The 17,294-nt window shown below is 59.8% G+C and carries 19 protein-coding genes; 9 read left to right on the plus strand and 10 right to left on the minus strand.

The genetic code is table 11. The annotated features are described in order from the left end of the window. The first annotated feature begins 91 nt into the window (after positions 1–91). Positions 92–1,027, plus strand: a complete 936-nt coding sequence (locus FBZ97_RS02590) for a phytanoyl-CoA dioxygenase family protein (protein ID WP_145316356.1) — start codon at positions 92–94, stop codon at positions 1,025–1,027. A gap of 87 nt (positions 1,028–1,114) precedes the next feature. On the opposite strand, the gene FBZ97_RS02595 is transcribed toward FBZ97_RS02590, so the two are convergent. From FBZ97_RS02595 to FBZ97_RS02615, 5 genes are all read right to left on the minus strand, one after another. Then, positions 1,115–1,696: a histidine phosphatase family protein gene (locus FBZ97_RS02595; protein ID WP_145316358.1), complete on the minus strand. Its 582-nt coding sequence runs from the start codon at positions 1,694–1,696 to the stop codon at positions 1,115–1,117. 131 nt (positions 1,697–1,827) lie between these two features. Continuing rightward, positions 1,828–2,034 (minus strand): hypothetical protein, encoded by a 207-nt coding sequence (locus tag FBZ97_RS02600; protein ID WP_113395429.1) that lies wholly within the window; start codon positions 2,032–2,034, stop codon positions 1,828–1,830. Beyond that, positions 2,031–2,777, minus strand: a complete 747-nt coding sequence (locus tag FBZ97_RS02605) for a COG4280 domain-containing protein (protein WP_113330187.1) — start codon at positions 2,775–2,777, stop codon at positions 2,031–2,033. Before FBZ97_RS02605 ends, FBZ97_RS02600 begins: the two co-directional genes overlap by 4 nt. A gap of 130 nt (positions 2,778–2,907) precedes the next feature. Next, positions 2,908–3,807, minus strand: a complete 900-nt coding sequence (locus FBZ97_RS02610; RefSeq protein WP_145316360.1) for a MurR/RpiR family transcriptional regulator — start codon at positions 3,805–3,807, stop codon at positions 2,908–2,910. 147 nt (positions 3,808–3,954) lie between these two features. Beyond that, entirely contained in the window at positions 3,955–4,992 is a 1,038-nt protein-coding gene (locus FBZ97_RS02615; RefSeq protein ID WP_145316362.1) for an LLM class flavin-dependent oxidoreductase, read from the minus strand. 214 nt (positions 4,993–5,206) lie between these two features. On the opposite strand from FBZ97_RS02615, the gene FBZ97_RS02620 reads away from it, so the two are divergent. Continuing rightward, positions 5,207–5,584: a cupin domain-containing protein gene (locus FBZ97_RS02620; protein ID WP_113330184.1), complete on the plus strand. Its 378-nt coding sequence runs from the start codon at positions 5,207–5,209 to the stop codon at positions 5,582–5,584. A gap of 57 nt (positions 5,585–5,641) precedes the next feature. On the opposite strand, the gene FBZ97_RS02625 is transcribed toward FBZ97_RS02620, so the two are convergent. Beyond that, the gene (locus tag FBZ97_RS02625) at positions 5,642–7,303 is read right to left on the minus strand and encodes a phosphoethanolamine--lipid A transferase (protein ID WP_145316364.1); all 1,662 of its coding nucleotides are present in this window, start codon (positions 7,301–7,303) and stop codon (positions 5,642–5,644) included. A gap of 249 nt (positions 7,304–7,552) precedes the next feature. Between FBZ97_RS02625 and FBZ97_RS02630 the strand changes: the two genes are divergently transcribed. Beyond that, a complete protein-coding gene (locus tag FBZ97_RS02630; RefSeq protein ID WP_113330421.1) occupies positions 7,553–7,939 on the plus strand; it encodes a response regulator in 387 nt (128 codons plus the stop codon). Positions 7,940–7,950: 11 nt separating this feature from the next. Here FBZ97_RS02630 and FBZ97_RS02635 read toward each other — a convergent pair whose 3' ends face one another. Next, positions 7,951–8,658 (minus strand): phosphatase PAP2 family protein, encoded by a 708-nt coding sequence (locus tag FBZ97_RS02635; protein ID WP_246661687.1) that lies wholly within the window; start codon positions 8,656–8,658, stop codon positions 7,951–7,953. Positions 8,659–8,927: 269 nt separating this feature from the next. Further along, entirely contained in the window at positions 8,928–9,305 is a 378-nt protein-coding gene (locus FBZ97_RS02640) for a VOC family protein (RefSeq protein WP_145316368.1), read from the minus strand. Positions 9,306–9,663: 358 nt separating this feature from the next. Between FBZ97_RS02640 and FBZ97_RS02645 the strand changes: the two genes are divergently transcribed. Next, positions 9,664–10,056, plus strand: a complete 393-nt coding sequence (locus FBZ97_RS02645) for a YciI family protein (protein WP_145316370.1) — start codon at positions 9,664–9,666, stop codon at positions 10,054–10,056. Between the two features lie 31 nt (positions 10,057–10,087). Beyond that, positions 10,088–11,368 carry an RNA polymerase sigma factor gene (locus tag FBZ97_RS02650; RefSeq protein WP_145316372.1) on the plus strand — a complete coding sequence of 427 codons (1,281 nt, stop codon included), beginning with the start codon at positions 10,088–10,090 and terminating at the stop codon, positions 11,366–11,368. Positions 11,369–11,400: 32 nt separating this feature from the next. On the opposite strand, the gene FBZ97_RS02655 is transcribed toward FBZ97_RS02650, so the two are convergent. After that, positions 11,401–12,801 carry an MFS transporter gene (locus FBZ97_RS02655; protein ID WP_145316374.1) on the minus strand — a complete coding sequence of 467 codons (1,401 nt, stop codon included), beginning with the start codon at positions 12,799–12,801 and terminating at the stop codon, positions 11,401–11,403. A 121-nt stretch (positions 12,802–12,922) separates the two neighbouring features. Here FBZ97_RS02655 and FBZ97_RS02660 point away from each other — a divergent pair, with 121 nt between their 5' ends. Next, positions 12,923–13,918, plus strand: coding sequence for a LysR family transcriptional regulator (locus tag FBZ97_RS02660; RefSeq protein WP_145316376.1), 996 nt, complete (start codon positions 12,923–12,925; stop codon positions 13,916–13,918). 19 nt (positions 13,919–13,937) lie between these two features. After that, on the plus strand, positions 13,938–14,456 hold the full coding sequence (locus FBZ97_RS02665; RefSeq protein WP_145316378.1) for a GNAT family N-acetyltransferase: 519 nt from the start codon (positions 13,938–13,940) through the stop codon (positions 14,454–14,456). Here FBZ97_RS02665 and FBZ97_RS02670 read toward each other — a convergent pair. Next, entirely contained in the window at positions 14,453–14,914 is a 462-nt protein-coding gene (locus tag FBZ97_RS02670; protein WP_145316380.1) for a cupin domain-containing protein, read from the minus strand. The two genes, FBZ97_RS02665 and FBZ97_RS02670, sit on opposite strands and share 4 nt — an antisense overlap. A 390-nt stretch (positions 14,915–15,304) precedes the next feature. On the opposite strand from FBZ97_RS02670, the gene FBZ97_RS02675 reads away from it, so the two are divergent. Both FBZ97_RS02675 and FBZ97_RS02680 read left to right on the plus strand, forming a co-directional pair. Next, positions 15,305–16,405 (plus strand): porin, encoded by a 1,101-nt coding sequence (locus FBZ97_RS02675; RefSeq protein WP_075851272.1) that lies wholly within the window; start codon positions 15,305–15,307, stop codon positions 16,403–16,405. A gap of 288 nt (positions 16,406–16,693) precedes the next feature. Next, positions 16,694–17,005, plus strand: a complete 312-nt coding sequence (locus FBZ97_RS02680) for a hypothetical protein (protein WP_145316381.1) — start codon at positions 16,694–16,696, stop codon at positions 17,003–17,005. Positions 17,006–17,294 lie beyond the last annotated feature (289 nt).

The raw sequence follows: 17,294 nt of genomic DNA on the forward strand, positions 1-17,294 counted from the left end.
GGCCAGAGCCGGGCAACATTGCCTCGCTGATGGAAGCTACATCTTCCCTGTCACCCGAAACCTAAAGGGGCCAGCGATATGGAGGAAACCGATGCAGCCTGCCTTGAAACGAGACGCGCACCCGACCGCATCAGCGGTCACCACGCAATTGAAGAATATTCAGAAGACATTGCCGCTCAGAGTGCTGTCGAAGGACGATTGGCAGCACTGGATCACGAAGGGTTATGTGATCGTGCGGCAGGCTGTGCCGGCTGTCAATGTCGAGCGGCTTGTCGATCTCTTGTGGCGTTTTGACGAGAAGGATGCGAACGACCCTTCCACCTGGTATGCGCCGCAGCGGCGTGAGCACAAGATGAAGGAGCTTAACAATACCGGGATGCTGGAGATCTATAATCACCAGTATCTCTGGGATAACCGCATGGAAAGGCGCATCTACGATGTCTTCGTCGACATATGGGATCGCGAGGACCTCTGGGTCACGATCGATCGCGCCAACCTCAATCCGCCGAAGAAGGTGAAGGGCAATCCGAACGGCTTCATCCACTGGGATGTCGATACCTCGATCCGGCCGCTGCCGATCGGCGTTCAGGGTGTCCTGAGTCTGAAGAAACAGGATGGCGATGTCGGCGGATTCCAGTGCGTGCCGGAACTCTTCGAGCATTTCGAGGAATGGGAAAAGACGCAGCCGGAAGATCGTGATCCTATGCATCCTGACATGACGGGTCTCTCGGTCGTCAATATCGACATGGAGCCCGGCGACCTGATGATCTTCAACTCGCTGCTCGCGCACGGCGTTCGTCCGAACCATTCGGAGAACCGCGTTCGCATGGCGCAATATATCTCCATGCATCCGGCGGAATACGACAATATCGCCGAGGGCGAGGAACGGATCCGCCTGTGGAGGGAACTGGATTCCCCGAAGCGCGACGCCTTTCCGGGCGATCCTCGCGAATGGGAAAAGCACAATGCGACGACGGCCAAATTGACGCCGCTCGGTGAAAAGCTGTTGGGCCTCAAGCCTTGGTAAGCAGCGGAAGGCTGATTTTCTGAAAGACATCGAGCGGCCTTGGGCCGCTCGAAGCGTTTGTGGAGATTGGCGGGCAGGCGCAGGCCGTCAGATTTCGTTCCAGCGGCGGATGACCGGCTCGGTCAGATCATGCTCGTAGCCAAGCACGCTGATGCTCGTGGTGTCGAGGATGAAATGCTCACCGCCTTCCGGCGGCAGGCCAACCCAGCGGGCGGCGAAGACCCGCAGGAAATGGGCGCTGGAAAAGATCAGGATAGAGCCTGCAATCCCCCGAAGTTCGCCGATGATCCGATCGGCACGCGCGCCGACATCGGCGGCTGTTTCTCCATTCGGGCAGCCGTCGCGGAAGACTTGCCAGCCGGGCCGTTCAGCAAGGATCGCCTTGGTGGTGATACCCTCATAGGCGCCGTAATCCCACTCCGCCAGATCCTCCTTGACGACGCGGCGGTCACCGAAGCCGGCCAGCGCGCAGGTGTTTTGTGCGCGCTGCGACGGGCTGGACCAGACGGCGGCGAAATCGATCTGGGATAGGCGAGCGGCGAGCTTGCGGGCAGCTTCCTCGCCGGCAGCGGTCAGGGGAATATCGGTGCGGCCGGTATGCCGGCCGGAGAGGCTCCACTCCGTCTGTCCGTGGCGTACCAAATAGACTTCGGGATAGGCGCTGCTCATGCCGTTTCTCCTTTGCATTTGCCGTGCGAAATTCTTCGCATCTGCGAAAGCGTCTGTCGAGAGCTAAAGCGGATTGGCAGCTGACTCGACAACCCTCTGCAAATCCAAGCTCTTGCAGAGGGTTGTGAATCTCATCGTTTCACGGCGCGGCGAACGCTGTAGAGCAGAATGGCGAGGCAGCCGACCAATAGGAGAAACCCACCCGCGAGCGGTGGCAAGGCGAGAAACTCCACCGCTCCGGCAATCACGAGAATGAGGATGAGGCAGAGCGTGGCGAGGCTGCCGTCATCGATGAACATGCCGATAAGCTCGGATAGGGCGATACGCAGGACATTCATTGGGCTGCCTTTGCTGTTGGATTGCCGCGCAGGCCGCGGATGATGGCGTAGGAGGCAAGCGAGACGATCGCGAAGATGGCGATCAGGGCGAGATCCTCGCCCGGCCAATGCGCGCCAATGCCTTCACCGGTCCAGAAGATGCCGAAGCTTGTCAGCATGAGGCCGACGACGAATTTGAGGGTGTTTTCCGGCACGGTGGCGAGTGGGCGATGCACCATCAGCCCGATCAGCATGACGAGCACGAAGGCGGCGAGCGCACCGAGGCCGGCATAGAGTGTCAGGCCATGCGCGCCGCCGACGGCGATGACGATGAAGACCACTTCGACACCTTCGAGCAGCACCGCCTTGAAGGCGGCAAGTCCGGCGAGATAATCGGCGCGGCGATCGGTCGACTGCGCCTGCAGCGCGGCCGTCTCCTTCGAGAAGGCTGCTTCCTCGTCGTGCAGGGCGATGACGCCGAGCGAGCGGAGAATGGCTTTGCGCAGCCAGCGCATGCCGAACAGAATGAGGAGAACGCCGACGACGAATTGCAAGATTTCGATCGGGATCAGCGCCAGCAGCGGTCCGAAGATGAGAACGAGAGCTGCCAGCACGGCAAGGGCAAGCATGGCACCCGTGAGGGCCGGGCGCCAGCTTCGTGTGACGCCGACGGCAAGGACGATGGTGAAGGCTTCGACGACTTCGACGAATGAGCCGAGGAACGACGCCGTCACCGTAGATAGAATGGGTGTGAGGCTGTTCATGAGATGATTCCCAAAATTCGGTTAGGGCTTTGAATGCGAATGGTATTTTCCGGACGATGATTCTTCATGTCTTGGATGAGCCGAGGCTTGGCCAAATGCCGATATTGCGTGCGCTGAACTTTGGCGTCGTTCACTTGCGTTTCCTCGTGCCGCGTTTGCTCCATGATTTATCAAGCGCGCCACGCAGCTGGCTGAGCTGATCGAGGCTATCGATGGCGGCGTCCTTCCTCTTGGCGGCTAGCGCGACGATCAAGGATTCGATCAGCACCATCGTACTACCATGCATGGCGAGGTGGCCGGCATTGCCGCGCGGCACGGGTAGGATTTCAGTCACCTTGTCGGCAATCTGTAAGCCGAGATCATCGCTGATGAGGATGACGGGCACCTCATACTTGCCGGCGTATTCCAGCAGCACTTCGACCTCACGATAGAGCGGGGCATAAGCCATCATCAGCACGACGTCGCCTTTGCTTATCCCAAGCAGACGGTCCGCCAGGGCAATGCCCGCTGCCGAGAGCGCATTGGTCGGCAGACCGATGCGGTTGAACTGCAGGCTGGCATAATCTGCCATGGCGCCCGACGGGCCGATGCCGAAGACATGACGTCGGGCTGCCTTGGCAAGACTATCGACGCAACGTTCGAAGCTTGCGGCAAATTCCTCGCGTCGCAGAACATCCAAAGCCTGCTCGTGCATACCGATGACATGGTGAAGCGCATCGCCGGCCTGGCTGCCGGTTTCAGCCAGCGTGCGTTGCATCCGCATTCCGGGGGATGGCGCTCCGGTCAACTCCTCAAGCAGAGCGGCCCGCAGCGTCGACAGACTTTCGAAACCGAGGGCGCGGGCGGTGCGGACGACCGTCGCGTCGCTGCTGCCGGCGAGCTGCGCGATCTGGGCGGCCGAATTCAACAGTGCGGCCTGCTTCTGATCGACGAAGAAACGGGCGATGCGTTGCTCGGCCGGTGCCAGCGTTTCCATCACATCGAGAACGCGGTTTTCGAAAGTGCGAGGTTTCCGTGTCGCTTCTGCCATCGGATCCTTTGTAGTAAAGGCTACCAATTGTATTATCTGTAGCATTTACTGCAAAAGAATGACAGCGCAAAACAAAGGGCGCTTCGCACCGTTGCAAAGCGCCCTTTTTGATCGCGTTGAAAGGCAAGCGCGGAGAGCAGGCTGCGACTATTCCTCCAAGGCCGCGCGCACCGCCGGGATCACCTTTTGGCCGTAGAGTTCGATACAACGCAACATCTTGTCATGGCCGAGCGCGCCGGCGCTGTATTTCAGCTGGAAGCGGGTGATGCCGAGCGTCTTGACGACCGGGGCGAGCTTGGCGGCGACCGTTTCCGGCGAGCCGACATAGAGCGAACCCTTTTCGATCTCGTTGTCGAATTCCGCGCGCGTCATGGGCGGCCAGCCGCGCTCGCGGCCGATGCGGTCGCGCATCGCCTTGAAGCAGGGCCACAGCTCCTCGCGTGCCTGTTCGTCCGTCTCGGCGACATAGCCGGGCGAATGGATGCCGATCGGCTTGACGGGTTTGCCGAGCTGCTCGTAGGCGCGGTGATAGAGGTCGACATAGGGCTGGAAGCGATAGGGGCTGCCGCCAATGATCGCCAGCATCAGCGGCAGATCATAGTGAGCCGCACGCACCACCGATTCCGGGCTGCCGCCGACGCCGATCCAGGTCTTCAGCTGGCCGCTCTCGATGGTCGGGAAGACCTTCTGGTTGCGCAGCGGCGGGCGGATGCTGCCCTGCCAGTTTACCGGCTCGTTTTTAAGAAGAGCCGCGAACAGATCGAGCTTTTCCTCGAAGAGCTGCTCGTATTGCGACAGCTCGAAACCGAACAGCGGGAAGGACTCCGTAAACGAGCCACGGCCCAGGATGACCTCGGCACGGCCGTCCGAAACCGCGTTCAGGCTGGAGAAGCGCTGGAACACGCGGATCGGATCGTCCGAGCTTAGCACCGTCACGGCGGAACCCAGATGGATTTTCGATGTACGGCTGGCGATGGCGGCCAGGATCGTTTCGGGCGAGGAGACCGCAAAATCCTCGCGGTGATGCTCGCCGATGCCGAAGAAGTCGATGCCGAGCTGATCGGCAAGGACGCCTTCCTCGACGACATTGCGCAGCACCTGCGCATGCGGCAGCGGTGCGCCCTTATCGTCGAAGGTCACATCGCCGAAAGTATCCAGGCCGAATTCGACATTATTTGTCGTCATGATTTTTCCTGTCATGTGTCGAAATGATAATGTTGAGACAGCATGTAGTGCCGCTCCCGACCATCCACTACCCGGAAAGTTTCGGCTGAAATCTTCGAAGAATTCGATATGCCGATGGCAATAGGCGATATTCGGCAATGCCGGCGTTGCGATCGGTGGCAGTCACGCCAATATTAGCTTCGACTTGAGCGCAGTTGGATTAAGGAGGAAACATATGGTCGCACTGAAAAAGGTGAACCTTACCAAAGCCTTTGCAGCCTTCGATGAGACTTGGAGTCCGCGCATCGGCGGTGATATCAACGATTTCCAGGTCAAGCTCACCAAGCTGGAAGGTGCATTCCATTGGCACCATCATGAGGAAGAGGATGAGCTCTTTCTGGTCGTCAAAGGCACGCTGCGCATGAAGCTGCGCGAGGAAAACGGCGGCGATATCGTCCTTGGCCCTGGCGAATACATCATCGTTCCGCATGGGGTGGAGCATTGTCCGGTCGCCGAGCCGACCTGCGAAGTCGTGCTGTTCGAGCGCAATACGACGCTCAATACCGGCAATGTCGAAAACGAGCGGACGATCCGCGCGCCCAAGCATCTTTAAACGATCCCGATCGTCCGGCCGCCCGTCAAAAAGGGCTGCCGGACATTGCCCAGTCCATCAGTTCAGCGCCAGCTTGTTCGACGGCGTGCGACAGGCCGCGAAAACATCCAGCTTCGGATCATAGACCTTCGTCGAGACGTCCGTCATGCCGAGAACGCTGTGGAAGATGTTGTCGTGAGAGTAGGTACCTTCGGTGGCGTGCTTTGCAAGGCAGGCCATATCGAAACCGGCGGCCTTGGCTAGATCATCGGCCATCCACACCAGCATCGGCACATGCGTCTGCTGTGAAGGGGCGATGAAATAAGGCGTGCCGTGCAGATAGATGCCGTTTTCACCGAGCGACTCGCCGTGATCGGAGAAATAGAGCACGGAGCCGGATATCGAGTTCGAGCGCTGCTTCAGCTTGTCGATCACCATGGCGACGATGTGATCCGTGTAGAGGATCGTATTGTCATAGGCGTTGGTGATTTCCTCCTGTGAGCAGGAGCTGAAGTCGTTGGAGCGGCAATCCGGCCGGAAACGGCGGAATTCTTCCGTGTAGCGCTGATAGTAAGCGGGGCCGTGACTGCCGAGCTGGTGCAGCACCAGTACGCTGTCGCCCTTCACCTTGTCCAGCCAGCCGTCGATCTTGTCGACGAGGATCTCGTCCTTGCATTCGCCGTCCTGGCAGAAGCGCGGATCGGCAGAATGCGGCAGAAAGGTGTAGGAAACGCGATCGGTGACGTTGTAGCTGCCCGTGTCATTGTCGAGCCAGGTTACGTCGACCTTGGCATGGGTCAGGACATCGAGCAGGTTTTCCGTCTCTAGCCCCTTGCGATGGCTGTATTGTTGGCGCGTGTAGACCGAGAAGAGGCAGGGTATGGAGGTTGCTGTCGCCGTACCGCAGCTGGTGGTATTGGGGAAGTAGACGACATTGCGCTTTGCCAGTTCCGGATTGGTCATCTTGGCATAGCCGCCGAGCGAGAAGTTCTGCGCACGCGCCGTTTCCCCGGCCACGATGATCGTGACGCGCGGCTTGCCCTTGTCGACGACGCCGACCCTATGGGCGTCCGTGCCCAATGGCTGTGCGACGACGTTTGCGTTTCTTTGCGTATCTATGACGTAACGCACCGCGCTTGTGATCGGCATCACCGGATTGAGGGTATCCATCAGGTCGCGATGAGCGCGGCCGACGCCAGCATAAGTCTTATAGAAGGTCGTCCCGGCGATGACGAAGATCGCCGAGCAGGCGAGGATGACGGCGGTATTGTAGGCGAGTTTCCTGAAGATCGGGCGATGGACGATCCGGACCCATGCGACGACAAGCGACGGCAAGATGCCTGTCAGCAAAACATAGGTGATGAAGCGCGTCGTAATCAGATGGCCGCTTTCCGCGCCTGTCGAAACAGCCGCATTGCGGATCATCTCCTTGTCGATGATGACGCCGAACTGGTCGTTGAACCAGGACGATACCGATGCCACCAGAATGAAGAAGATCAGGATCGGCTTCGTGACGTATTTGGCGGAGAAGAGCGTGAACAGCGCCATGATGGCTGCGGAAATACCGATGACGAAGGCGGCAAAAGCGGCCGGGTCAGCGATAAAATAGCCATAGGACTTCGTCCAGAACATCTTGTTTGTCACAAGAAGTACATAAAGCGTGGCTATAAGGCACAGTGTGACACTGCCGATTGCTGGCCGGAATATCTGTCGGCCAGATGATGCGTTTTCGCTGGTCAATGGTTGTCTCCGAGGCGTGGGCTATCGGCGGGGTGCCTGTAAACCCATCACTGCAGGATGGCGCTTTGGCTGTTGAAGCCGGCCACCATGGTTACCAATCCTGACATTTACCTGAATGACAAGCTTTTGTGCAGGGCTATTTCGGGCCTGATTCCGATTGTCGTCTTTTTTGCCGGCTTCATATCCGGAGTTCAGGTCGCCGTCAGAAATAGGCATCATAGCTGCTTGATTGCAACTGGGGATGCAATCGTGCGGCTTCTATTGGTCGAAGACAATATACTCATAGGCAATGCCGTACAGGATCATCTGCGTGCGGAGGGGTGGTCGGTCGACTGGTCCATGGATTTGGAATCCGCCAGGGGCGCCGTCGCGGCCGAAGCCCACGACGTGATGCTGCTTGATCTTCGCTTGCCCGATGGCAGCGGCCTCGATCTGCTCAAGCTCATGGAAGCGCGCGGGGAAACGACCCCAGTCATTGTCATGTCGGCCTATGATCAGCTGTCGGACCAGATGACGGCCATGAATATCGGTGCCGTCGACTATCTCGTGAAGCCTTTTGCGCTAAGCGAGATGGCGGTTCGCGTACGCAAGGCGGCAAGACGCCGCCGCTTGATCCGCATGCGCAACGCAGGTTGACCCGGCGGCTTTCAGGCCCGGGCCGTCGTTCCCGACCGCGGGAGATCGATCACAGCGATGGTTGCGGCAAAGACCACCAGGGACAAGAGCCAGCCCAGGACCGCGTCGGACAGATAGTGGGCTCCGGTCATCACGCGCATGACCGGCATCATGATCGAGATGGCAGCCAGGGGAATGCCGAGCGGAAAACGCAGGCGCGGCGGCAGCAGCAAGACGAGGCAAAGCAGCCAGCCGCCGGACGACGCCTCGCCGGAGACGAAAGAACAGTTTCCGAGACAGCGGCCGGTAAACGAGCCTGCCTGGACGAAATCCAGTGAGCCGCCGAAGAGATCCGTGCTGCGCGGTCTCGGCCTGCCGCTGTAGCTCTTGAGCAGCGTGTTGACGATGAGGCCGCAGCCGATGACAAGCGATATCAGTGCAGCGATGTACCGATCCGTTTTCAGCGTCCGCCAGCCTGCACCGGATTTGCGCCAGGACGAAATCAGGTTGGCAATCAGGACGACGACGGCGATATAGGGCAGGGCGAGCGTCACATCTCGCACGATCTCGAAGATACGGTTCTTGGCCAGGGCAAAGGCGCCGCAGACTTCACCCGGAATGACGGCGGATGCGCAGGGCGTAGCAGTGAAGACACTCTTCGCGACGACGAGATCGATATTGGGAAATCGATAGAAGACGAACAGCAGCACCCACCAGAGCACGAAGAGTGCGAGAAACACAAAAAAGGATCTGCTGACAGGAGCGGTCCGTTTTGTGTAAGCAATGGAGTTGTCGTACATCGTAGACGCTGGCCACTGTCTGAACAGGTTCAAAACAAGTGCCCGTTCGCGTTGTGCAAACGCCCAAAGGCCACTATCGGGCGTCTTTTATGACAGAAGCCTGACAGTAACCTGAAAGATCAAACGGTTAAGAAAGTCCCTTGAGGCTCGGTAGCCCGCTAAAGCGACTGCGGCGGTTGACGGTGCCTTTCTCTATTGTGTGCGGTGAGTTATTCGCCGGTCTTGAAATAGGCTTCCAGCCGGTAACCATCGGGATCGATAACGAAGGCGGCATAGTAGAACTGGCTGTAGTCGGGCCGGATGCCCGGCTTGCCATTGTCTTCGCCGCCATTGGCGATGCCGGCGGCATGAAAGGCGTCGACGGCTGCCTGGCTTGGCGCCACGAAACAGAAATGCAGGCCGGAACCGCGATCGGCGGGAACGGGACGTTCCACCTCACTGACCCAGAACTGGGCGCGCTCCGCTCCATATCCAACTGTGCCATCGAAGTTGGTGACGCGCTCGTAGCCAAGCGGAGAAAGGGCTGCGTCATAAAATTTCTGCGCCCGCGCCAGGTCTTTGACGCCGATCGAAATATGGTCGAACATGAAAACGAGCTCCTGCCGTGTTGTCTGCAGAGCTTTGCGGAAAGTACGCCTGGAGAAGCGCCGGCTTTCGAAAGTCCGCAGGTCGAATTCGTCTCACCATCTTGCAACGGTCATGGGAAGTCAACAAAACGAAGCGATGGGCCGTCCGGTCGCTTGCCCCGGGTGTTTCGTCTATAAATGGTCGAAGGATGCCGCTCCCGGTGAGATCAGCAGATTGGGAGCGGGATTTTTCGATTCTCGGCCGCGATGCGAATTTTTCAAAACGACTGTCGATTTCCGGAGAGCAGCTTCGTCGTCAATATGAGCGAGTTTATTGAGCGGCAATGGTGCCGGCGCCTCGCTTCCGGAGGACATTTCCATGCGTTTCATGTCTATCGTCACATCCACCGATTTCATGCATCCAACGCCGGAGCTTGCCGAGGCCATGCACAACCTCGCCGACCGGGAAATCAAGGCCGGCCGCATGATCGATACGGCGGGGCTGATGCCCCTTGCGACGGGCGCCCGCGTCACGATCAAGGATCGCAAGCTGAGTGTCGTCGACGGTCCCTTCGTGGAGGCCAAGGAGGTCGTCGGCGGTTACGCTATCTTCGAATTGCAGAGCAAGGAGGAGGCCGTGGCACTGGCAGTCGAGTTCATGCAATTGCACAAGGATTTTATGCCCGGTTGGGAAGGCACATGTGAGGTGCGCGCTTACTTCGAGCCAAATGCCGAAGGTGTATGCGACCCGCTCGCCGAAGCAAGGGCATGATGCTTTCGGTTCGTGGCCGGGGCGGGCGGCCTTGACAGCCGCCGGCACCCACCGAGCGATCCTTGCCGTCTGGCGGATCGAACAACCGCGACTCATCACCAGCTTGGCGCGATTGTTGCGCGACGTGCCGCTGGCTGAGGATCTGACACAGGAAGCGCTTGTTGTCGCCTTGGAGCGATGGCCGGAAACGGGCATCCCCGAGCGCCCCGGCGCTTGGCTTATGACCACTGCCAGGCGTCGGGCGCTGGACCATTTGCGTCGCCGGCGAATGCTCGACCAGAAGCACGAGATGATCGTTCGAGAGATGGAGGAGGAAGAGCAGATCATGCCCGACCTGGACACCCCTCTCGATGACGACATCGGCGATGAAATGCTGCGCTTGATCTTCACGGCATGCCATCCGCTGATCTCGCGCGAGGCGCGGGTGGCGCTTGCCTTGCGGATGATCTGCGGTCTGACGACCGAGGAAATCGCCAGGGCGTTTCTCGCGTCGGAGGCAACGATCGCGCAGCGCATCGTCCGCGCCAAGAAGACATTGTCGGAATCGGGACTTTCCTATGAAACGCCACACGGTGGGGAGCTGTCGCAGCGTCTCGCCTCGGTGCTGGAGGTGGTTTATCTGATCTTCAACGAGGGATATACGGCCGCGCGCGGCGAGAATTGGATGCGGCTGCAATTGTGCAGCGAAGCGCTACGGCTCGGGCGAATATTGACGTCCGTCGCGCCGCAGGAACCGGAGGCACATGCATTGTTGGCCCTGATGGAGCTGAACGCATCCCGCGCGTCGGCCAGGACGGATGCCGACGGCAATCCGATTTTGCTGCTCGATCAAAATCGCGACCGCTGGGATCGACTGCAGATCCAGCGAGGTCTGCAGGCCTTGCGACGGGTACAGGAACTTGGCGGCGCCGGCGGGGTTTATGCCTTGCAAGCCGCGATCGTCGCCTGTCACGCGAGAGCGAGGACAGCTGATGAAACCGACTGGAGGCGGATTGCCGATCTCTATGCGGAACTTGCCGAGCTTGTTCCTTCCCCGATCGTCGAACTCAATCGCGCTGTCGCCGTGGGCATGGCCGAGGGTCCCGAGGTGGCGTTAGACATCATCGACGGTCTCCGCGATGAACCTGCACTGAAGGACTATCATCTTCTGTCGAGCGTTCGCGGCGATCTTCTCCGCAAGCTTGGCCGATGCGATGAAGCGCGGCAAGCCTTTGAGGCGGCGGCCGCACTTGCTGAAAATCGGAGAGAGCGTGATTTCCTGATGCGCCGTGCTGCCGAAGCCGCCGACGCCGCCGACACAAGGAAGGATTGACCCGCCGGAGAGGCGGGTCATCTTGCTTGGAACTATTCTGCAGCCTGATAATTCGTGGCCCTTGCCGCGGATGAGCGCGGGCCGACGGCGGCGAGCAGCGTGATGGCGGCAGCGAGGATCGTCACGAAACCGATGCCGGCAATATAGGGGTTCCAGCCGAAGCTCGGAGCCGCACTGAAGACGGCCGATGCCGCCGCCAGGATGATGCCGCCGCCGATCTGGAAGGAGGCAAACAGCATGCCCGAAGCCAGGCCGGATTCATCGTCGCCGACGTCTGAGAGGGCTGCAACCTGGATCGACGGATAGGTCATGGCGTAGCCGACGCCGAGCAGGAGCTGCGAAATGGCGACGAGTACCATCGTATCGATATGCCCGGCCGACAGCACCCAGAACAGATAGCTGATGGCCTGCAATCCCACGCCGAAGGTCATCAGCAAGGTCGTACCGCGGTTCTGGCCGATCGTCGCAAAGCGCGGTGCCAGGAACATCACGCAAGTGCCGCCTATGGCGAAGGCGAAACCCGTGGCGAAGGCCGACCAGCCGACGACGGTCTGGTAATAGAGCGTCGCGATGAACTGGAAGCCGACATAGGCTCCCTGGTACAGCGCGGCGAGGGCATTGGCATGGCTGAGCTTGGTGCGGCGGAACATGGCAAGCGGCACCATCGGATCATGATGGCGCGACTCTACGACCAGGAACAGCAGGATCAGGATCAATGCGGCAAGGAGCGAGCCCCAGGTCGCGAAGGCCTGCCAGCCATCGGCGGCGGCATTGGTGACGCCGAAGACGAAGAGCAGCAGGCCGGGGGTGATCGTCAGGGCGCCGGCCCAGTCGAAGCGGGCCCGCGGGCCGCCGCGTTTGTGATCGGCTGGCAGGACGAGCGGAGCAATGATTAGCGCCAGGATGGCGATGGGAGCTCCCATGACGAGGGTCGCGCGCCAGCTGATGAGGGTTGCCGCTCCACCCAGTACCATGCCAAGCACGAAGCCGGCAGCACCGGTGGATGAGAAGACGCCGAGCGCCTTCGCGCGGGCATTGCCGTCTCCGAAGACGGAGAGAAGAAGGGCCAGTGCCGCCGGCGCTGTGAAGGCGGCCGCGATGCCCTTGATCAGGCGAGCAGCGATCAGGGTCGGGGCGCTGTCGACGAAGCCGCCGGCAATGCTGGCGGCGGCGAAGATGCCGAGCGACCAGAGGAAGACGCGACGGTGGCCGAAGAGATCGGCAACGCGGCCGCCGAGCAGCAGAAAGCCGCCGTATCCGAGCACATAGGCACTAACGGCCCATTGCAGCGAGGTCGCCTGCATGCCGAGCTCTTTCTGGATTGCGGGCAGGGCCACCCCAATGGTGGAGACGTCCATGGCGTCGAGGAAATTGGCGGCGCATAGCAGCAGCAACGCCAATCCCGCCCCGCTTCGGGTTTGGGAAGAAGTCATCGGGATCGTTCCTTTCTGTGCTGCCGCCTTTTTGGGAGGTTGAAAACGGCAGGGAACGAGAAAATGTACATCTTCAAACCCTATTGCAAATTGATAGTAACCATGTCAAGTATTACTCATAATGATGAATGATGCCACGCTTCGAAAGATCGATCTCAATCTGCTGCTCGCCTTCTCCGTGCTGATGCAGGAGCGGAACGTGAGCCGCGCGGCCGAGCGGCTGCTGCTCGGCCAGCCTGGTCTTTCCGCAGCCCTTCGCCGGCTGCGCGAGACGCTGGATGATGAATTGTTCGTGCGCGTCGGGCGCGGTTTGCAGCCGACGCCGCGGGCGCTGGCGATTGCGCCGGCGATCGAGGATGCGCTCTCCGGCATCGAACGCGCCATTCGTCCGCCGGCAGCCTTCGATCCGGCAAACTGGCATGGCGAGTTCCGCATCGGGCTTTGCGACAATCTCGAATCCTCCTTCTTCGGGCCGCTGGTGGCGCGGTTGCGCCGGCTTGCGCCGAATGCGCGACTGACCAGCGTGGCGTTCGACCGGCGCGACGCTGTGCGCCTGCTGGACGAAGGCGCCTTTGACTTCAGCATCTCGGTGCATGACGAGCCTGCCTCCTGGCATGTACGCGCGCCGCTGTTCGAGCAGGCTTCGCTCTGCATCTACGATGGCCGGCATCTCAAATGCGCGACACCGCTGAGTCTGAAGCATTTCGCCAGCGCGCCGCACGTGACCGTTTCGCTGGAAGGTGCCACATCTACCGGCGTCGACGTCGCTCTCGCGCGCCTGGGCCATCGCCGGCAGGTTGTCGCGACGGTTCCCCGCTTTTCCGCACTGCCGTCGACGCTGAAAGCCATCCCCGCCATTGCTACGGTTCCCGAGGCGATTGCCCGCTGCATGGCGCAATTGCACGACCTGACGATTTCAGAGCCGCCGTTCGAGCTGCCGGCCGATCCGGTGACGATGCTCTATCGCCGCGTCGATCAGGCTGACGGCCGTTCGGTATGGTTCCGCCGCCTTTTCGTTGATGTCGTCAAGGAAGCTCTCGAGGCCAGCGGGTGCCGCATGGGCGTCTCCACGGATGCCTGCTGCTACGATCCGCCTGAACTTGCCGAGGCGGTATGATGCTTCGAGGAGAGGGACGATGATCCGGCATACGCTGCGCCTGTCCCTGCGCGTGCCGGAGGAGCGGGATCTCGACTTCGTCACGGCTTTGTTTGCGCGGCCGGAGCTGGTCGCCCATCGGCCCGATCCAACGCCGGATTCGCCTGCGGAAAGTGCCCGGCGGCTCGCTCGGGATCAGGCGCACTGGCGCGTGAACGGCTTCGGGCGCTGGGCGATCGAAACGGAAGGGCGGCTGATCGGCTTTGGCGGCGTTACCGTCTCTACGGAATTCGAGGGGCTCAATCTCTCCTATCACCTGCACCCCGATTATTGGGGAAGCGGCTACGCAACGGAACTGGTGACGGAGGCATTGGCCTTCGCCGGACATGATCTGCGGGCGACACGCGTTATCGGGCTGGTTCGGCCCGTCAATGTTGCCTCTCGGCGCGTTCTGGAAAAATGCGGCTTCGGTTTCGAGCGGGAGGTCATGCTGCATGGAGCGCCGACTCATCTCCTGTCCTTCAAGTTGCCGGTGGCGAGCGCCGGCGAACAGGACTAGCCGTCCGGATAGGGCATGCCATCCTTATGCACGAAACGGCCGTCCGTGCTGGAGCTCATCATGTCGACGTCCGAGCAGGTGATGAGATCGGTCGGTGAGCGCGTACCGACCTCGAGATAGATGGCCGTGCTATTCGATTTGTTGATCATATGATGGCCGTTGCCGGAGCCCTTCGGGAAGGCCGCGCAATCGCCGGCGCGCAGCACCGTCTCGCCATCATCCTCGATCAGCGTCAGCTCGCCTTCCAGCACATAGACGAATTCATCCTCCTCTGAATGCCAATGCCGCTGGCTCGACCAGTTGCCTGGCGGCAGCCGCATCAGGTTGACGCCGAAATCCCTGAGGCCGCCGGCATCGCCCAGTCGCTGCCTGACGCGCTCGGTGGAGTGATCATTGAAAGGAGCGGGATAGCGCGTGCCCTTGATCTCCGGCACGGCTGCAACATCGATCTTCGGCATGATGATCCTGCCTGCGATTTGCCAAGGGTGGATATGCTGTTTGTGCGGTTTCAAGTCTAGCAAGACTCAGCGCTGTCAGTCCAGCATCCCATCCCGCATTACATCCTTGCGATATCCCCAGTAAGCGCCTGGCAAACAACCTCTTTTGCCGTTTCTTGTCATGTATCTGTCATCGTCCGTACACATGTGCGTCGTTTGGGCAACAGAGTATATGTACATGCTGTCACATATATCGGGTCCCTCATTTCGATCCTTGTAAAAGCAAAATACTAAATGCAGCTTACTATTCGGAAGCGAGGCCTTGTGCTTCGAGTTAGCCACTGGAACTTGATGTCGGACGGCCCCCCAGGTTCGTATCTCGCGCAAGTTCGTTTGAAGAATGGAGTTACAATGAACATCAAGAGCTTGCTTATCGGCTCGGCTGCGGCCCTCTGCGTCGTATCTGGCGCTCATGCGGCTGATGCTATCGTCGCCGCCGAACCGGAGCCGCTGGAATATGTGCGCATCTGCGACGCGTTCGGCGCCGGCTATTTCTTCATACCCGGCACGGAGACCTGCTTGCGCGTTGGCGGCAAGGTCCGCACCGAAGGCCAGTGGAAAGATCCTTACAATCGCGACAGCAACTTCGGCACCAAGTGGCATACCCGCGCCGAACTCAACCTCAATACCGCGACGGACACCGAATATGGTCCGCTGAAGACCGAAACCATCGTTCGCTGGGACTGGAACGACGGCGGCTCGACCTCCACCAACCTGCTGTGGGCCTACATCACTCTCGGCGGCTTCACCGTCGGTAAGACGGATTCGCAGTACAATCAATTCGTCGGCTATGCCGGCGACGTGATCCAGGACGACGTCATCTATGACGGTCCGTATGAATTGAACCAGCTGACCTATAATTACGACAGCGGCACGGGCTTCACGGGCGTCATCTCGCTCGAAGACAGCAATTCCGGCACGACCACAAGCGCCTATGGCGGCAGCTGGCAGCTTTCGAAGGCTGATCACTACGCTCCGAACGTTGTCGCCGGTCTCGGCTACAAGGCCGGCATGTTCGGCTTCAAGGTCGTCGGCGGCTACGACTCGATCGTCGAGGAAGGCGCCATCAAGGCTCGTGTCGACGCGGACTTCGGTTTCCTCACGGCCTTCCTAATGGGCGGCTGGAACACTGATGGCGACAAGCTCAACCAGTATGCCGGCTCGAACCAGAACGTCTCGGCCTGCACGACCTCCGACGGCGTCGTTCACGGTGCAAAGTGCGGCTGGGGTGACTGGGCAGTCTGGGGCGGTGTCGGCGTTCCGATCAATGACAAGCTGAAGTGGAACGTTCAGCTCGCCTATACCGACTCCAAGATTTTCGAGGCAACGACCAACGTCAAGTTCAACCCGGTCAAGAACCTGCTGGTCGAGCCGGAGTTCACCTACGTTCACTATGATCTGCCGAGCGATGATACCTTCTCGGGTATCCTGCGCTTCGAGCGGACATTCTGAGGCTTTTGGTCTCGGCTGATCTTCACAGAAATGAGGCCCGGTCTTCGTATCGGGCCCCATCTGTCGTGACGGACGATTTCTAAATCTCCGTTCGCATCGCATCCTGCCGACAGACACCATGCGGTGCGTAGTGACCTCCAGCGCAATCGTATCCGAACGGGCGCCGGTCACCCTTGGCAGTGGTCAAACAGCCGATAAAGGGAAGTCGGCTCACTGTCATAAATCCAATGCTAATCAACGACTATCTCATTTTCGATAGCGCCCTTCGGCGCGACCAAAGGAAGCCCCATGAAGACGATCATGATACTTGCCGCAATTGGAATGTTCTCCACGAACGCGATGGCCATGTCGGCCTATAATTCCAAGTCGATGACCTGCGCCAGCGTGCATGAAAAGATGGCCCAGGAAGGGTCGATCGTGCTGAGATATCCCTCACACCATCCGAGCCTGATGATGTACCAACGGACGGTGTCGAATTCGATGGCTTGCCTGGGGCAGGGCGCGATGGCCAGCGCAAGCGTGCCCACCAGCGACGACCCCAGCTGCAAGATCAAGACCTGCAGCTTCGCGACCGGCAAGGGGCCGAATAAGAATCATTGAGGCGGTGGTGTGGAGGAGCTGATCGACGGCTATAGACCGGAACGTCGGAACCAAGCCAGCAAGGCGAGCCACGATTGGATCGTCTTGCTACGGCCAATGCTTCCATCGGCTTGAATCCAATGTCAAGCTTTCATTAACGGCTTCTCAGTCGCAGACGCCGGTGCGATACATGTCGCCGCATGCGTTCTGGTGCCATACCACATGGCGGCGGGACAATAGCTCTTCCAGATTTCCACTAGACATTCATTGAGTTAAACCTTGGTAAGGTGGGACGAGTGGCGCTTGCTCG

The sequence above is a fragment of the Rhizobium sp. ERR 942 genome (genome assembly GCF_007828395.1).
Taxonomy (GTDB): Bacteria; Pseudomonadota; Alphaproteobacteria; order Rhizobiales; family Rhizobiaceae; genus Rhizobium; species Rhizobium dioscoreae.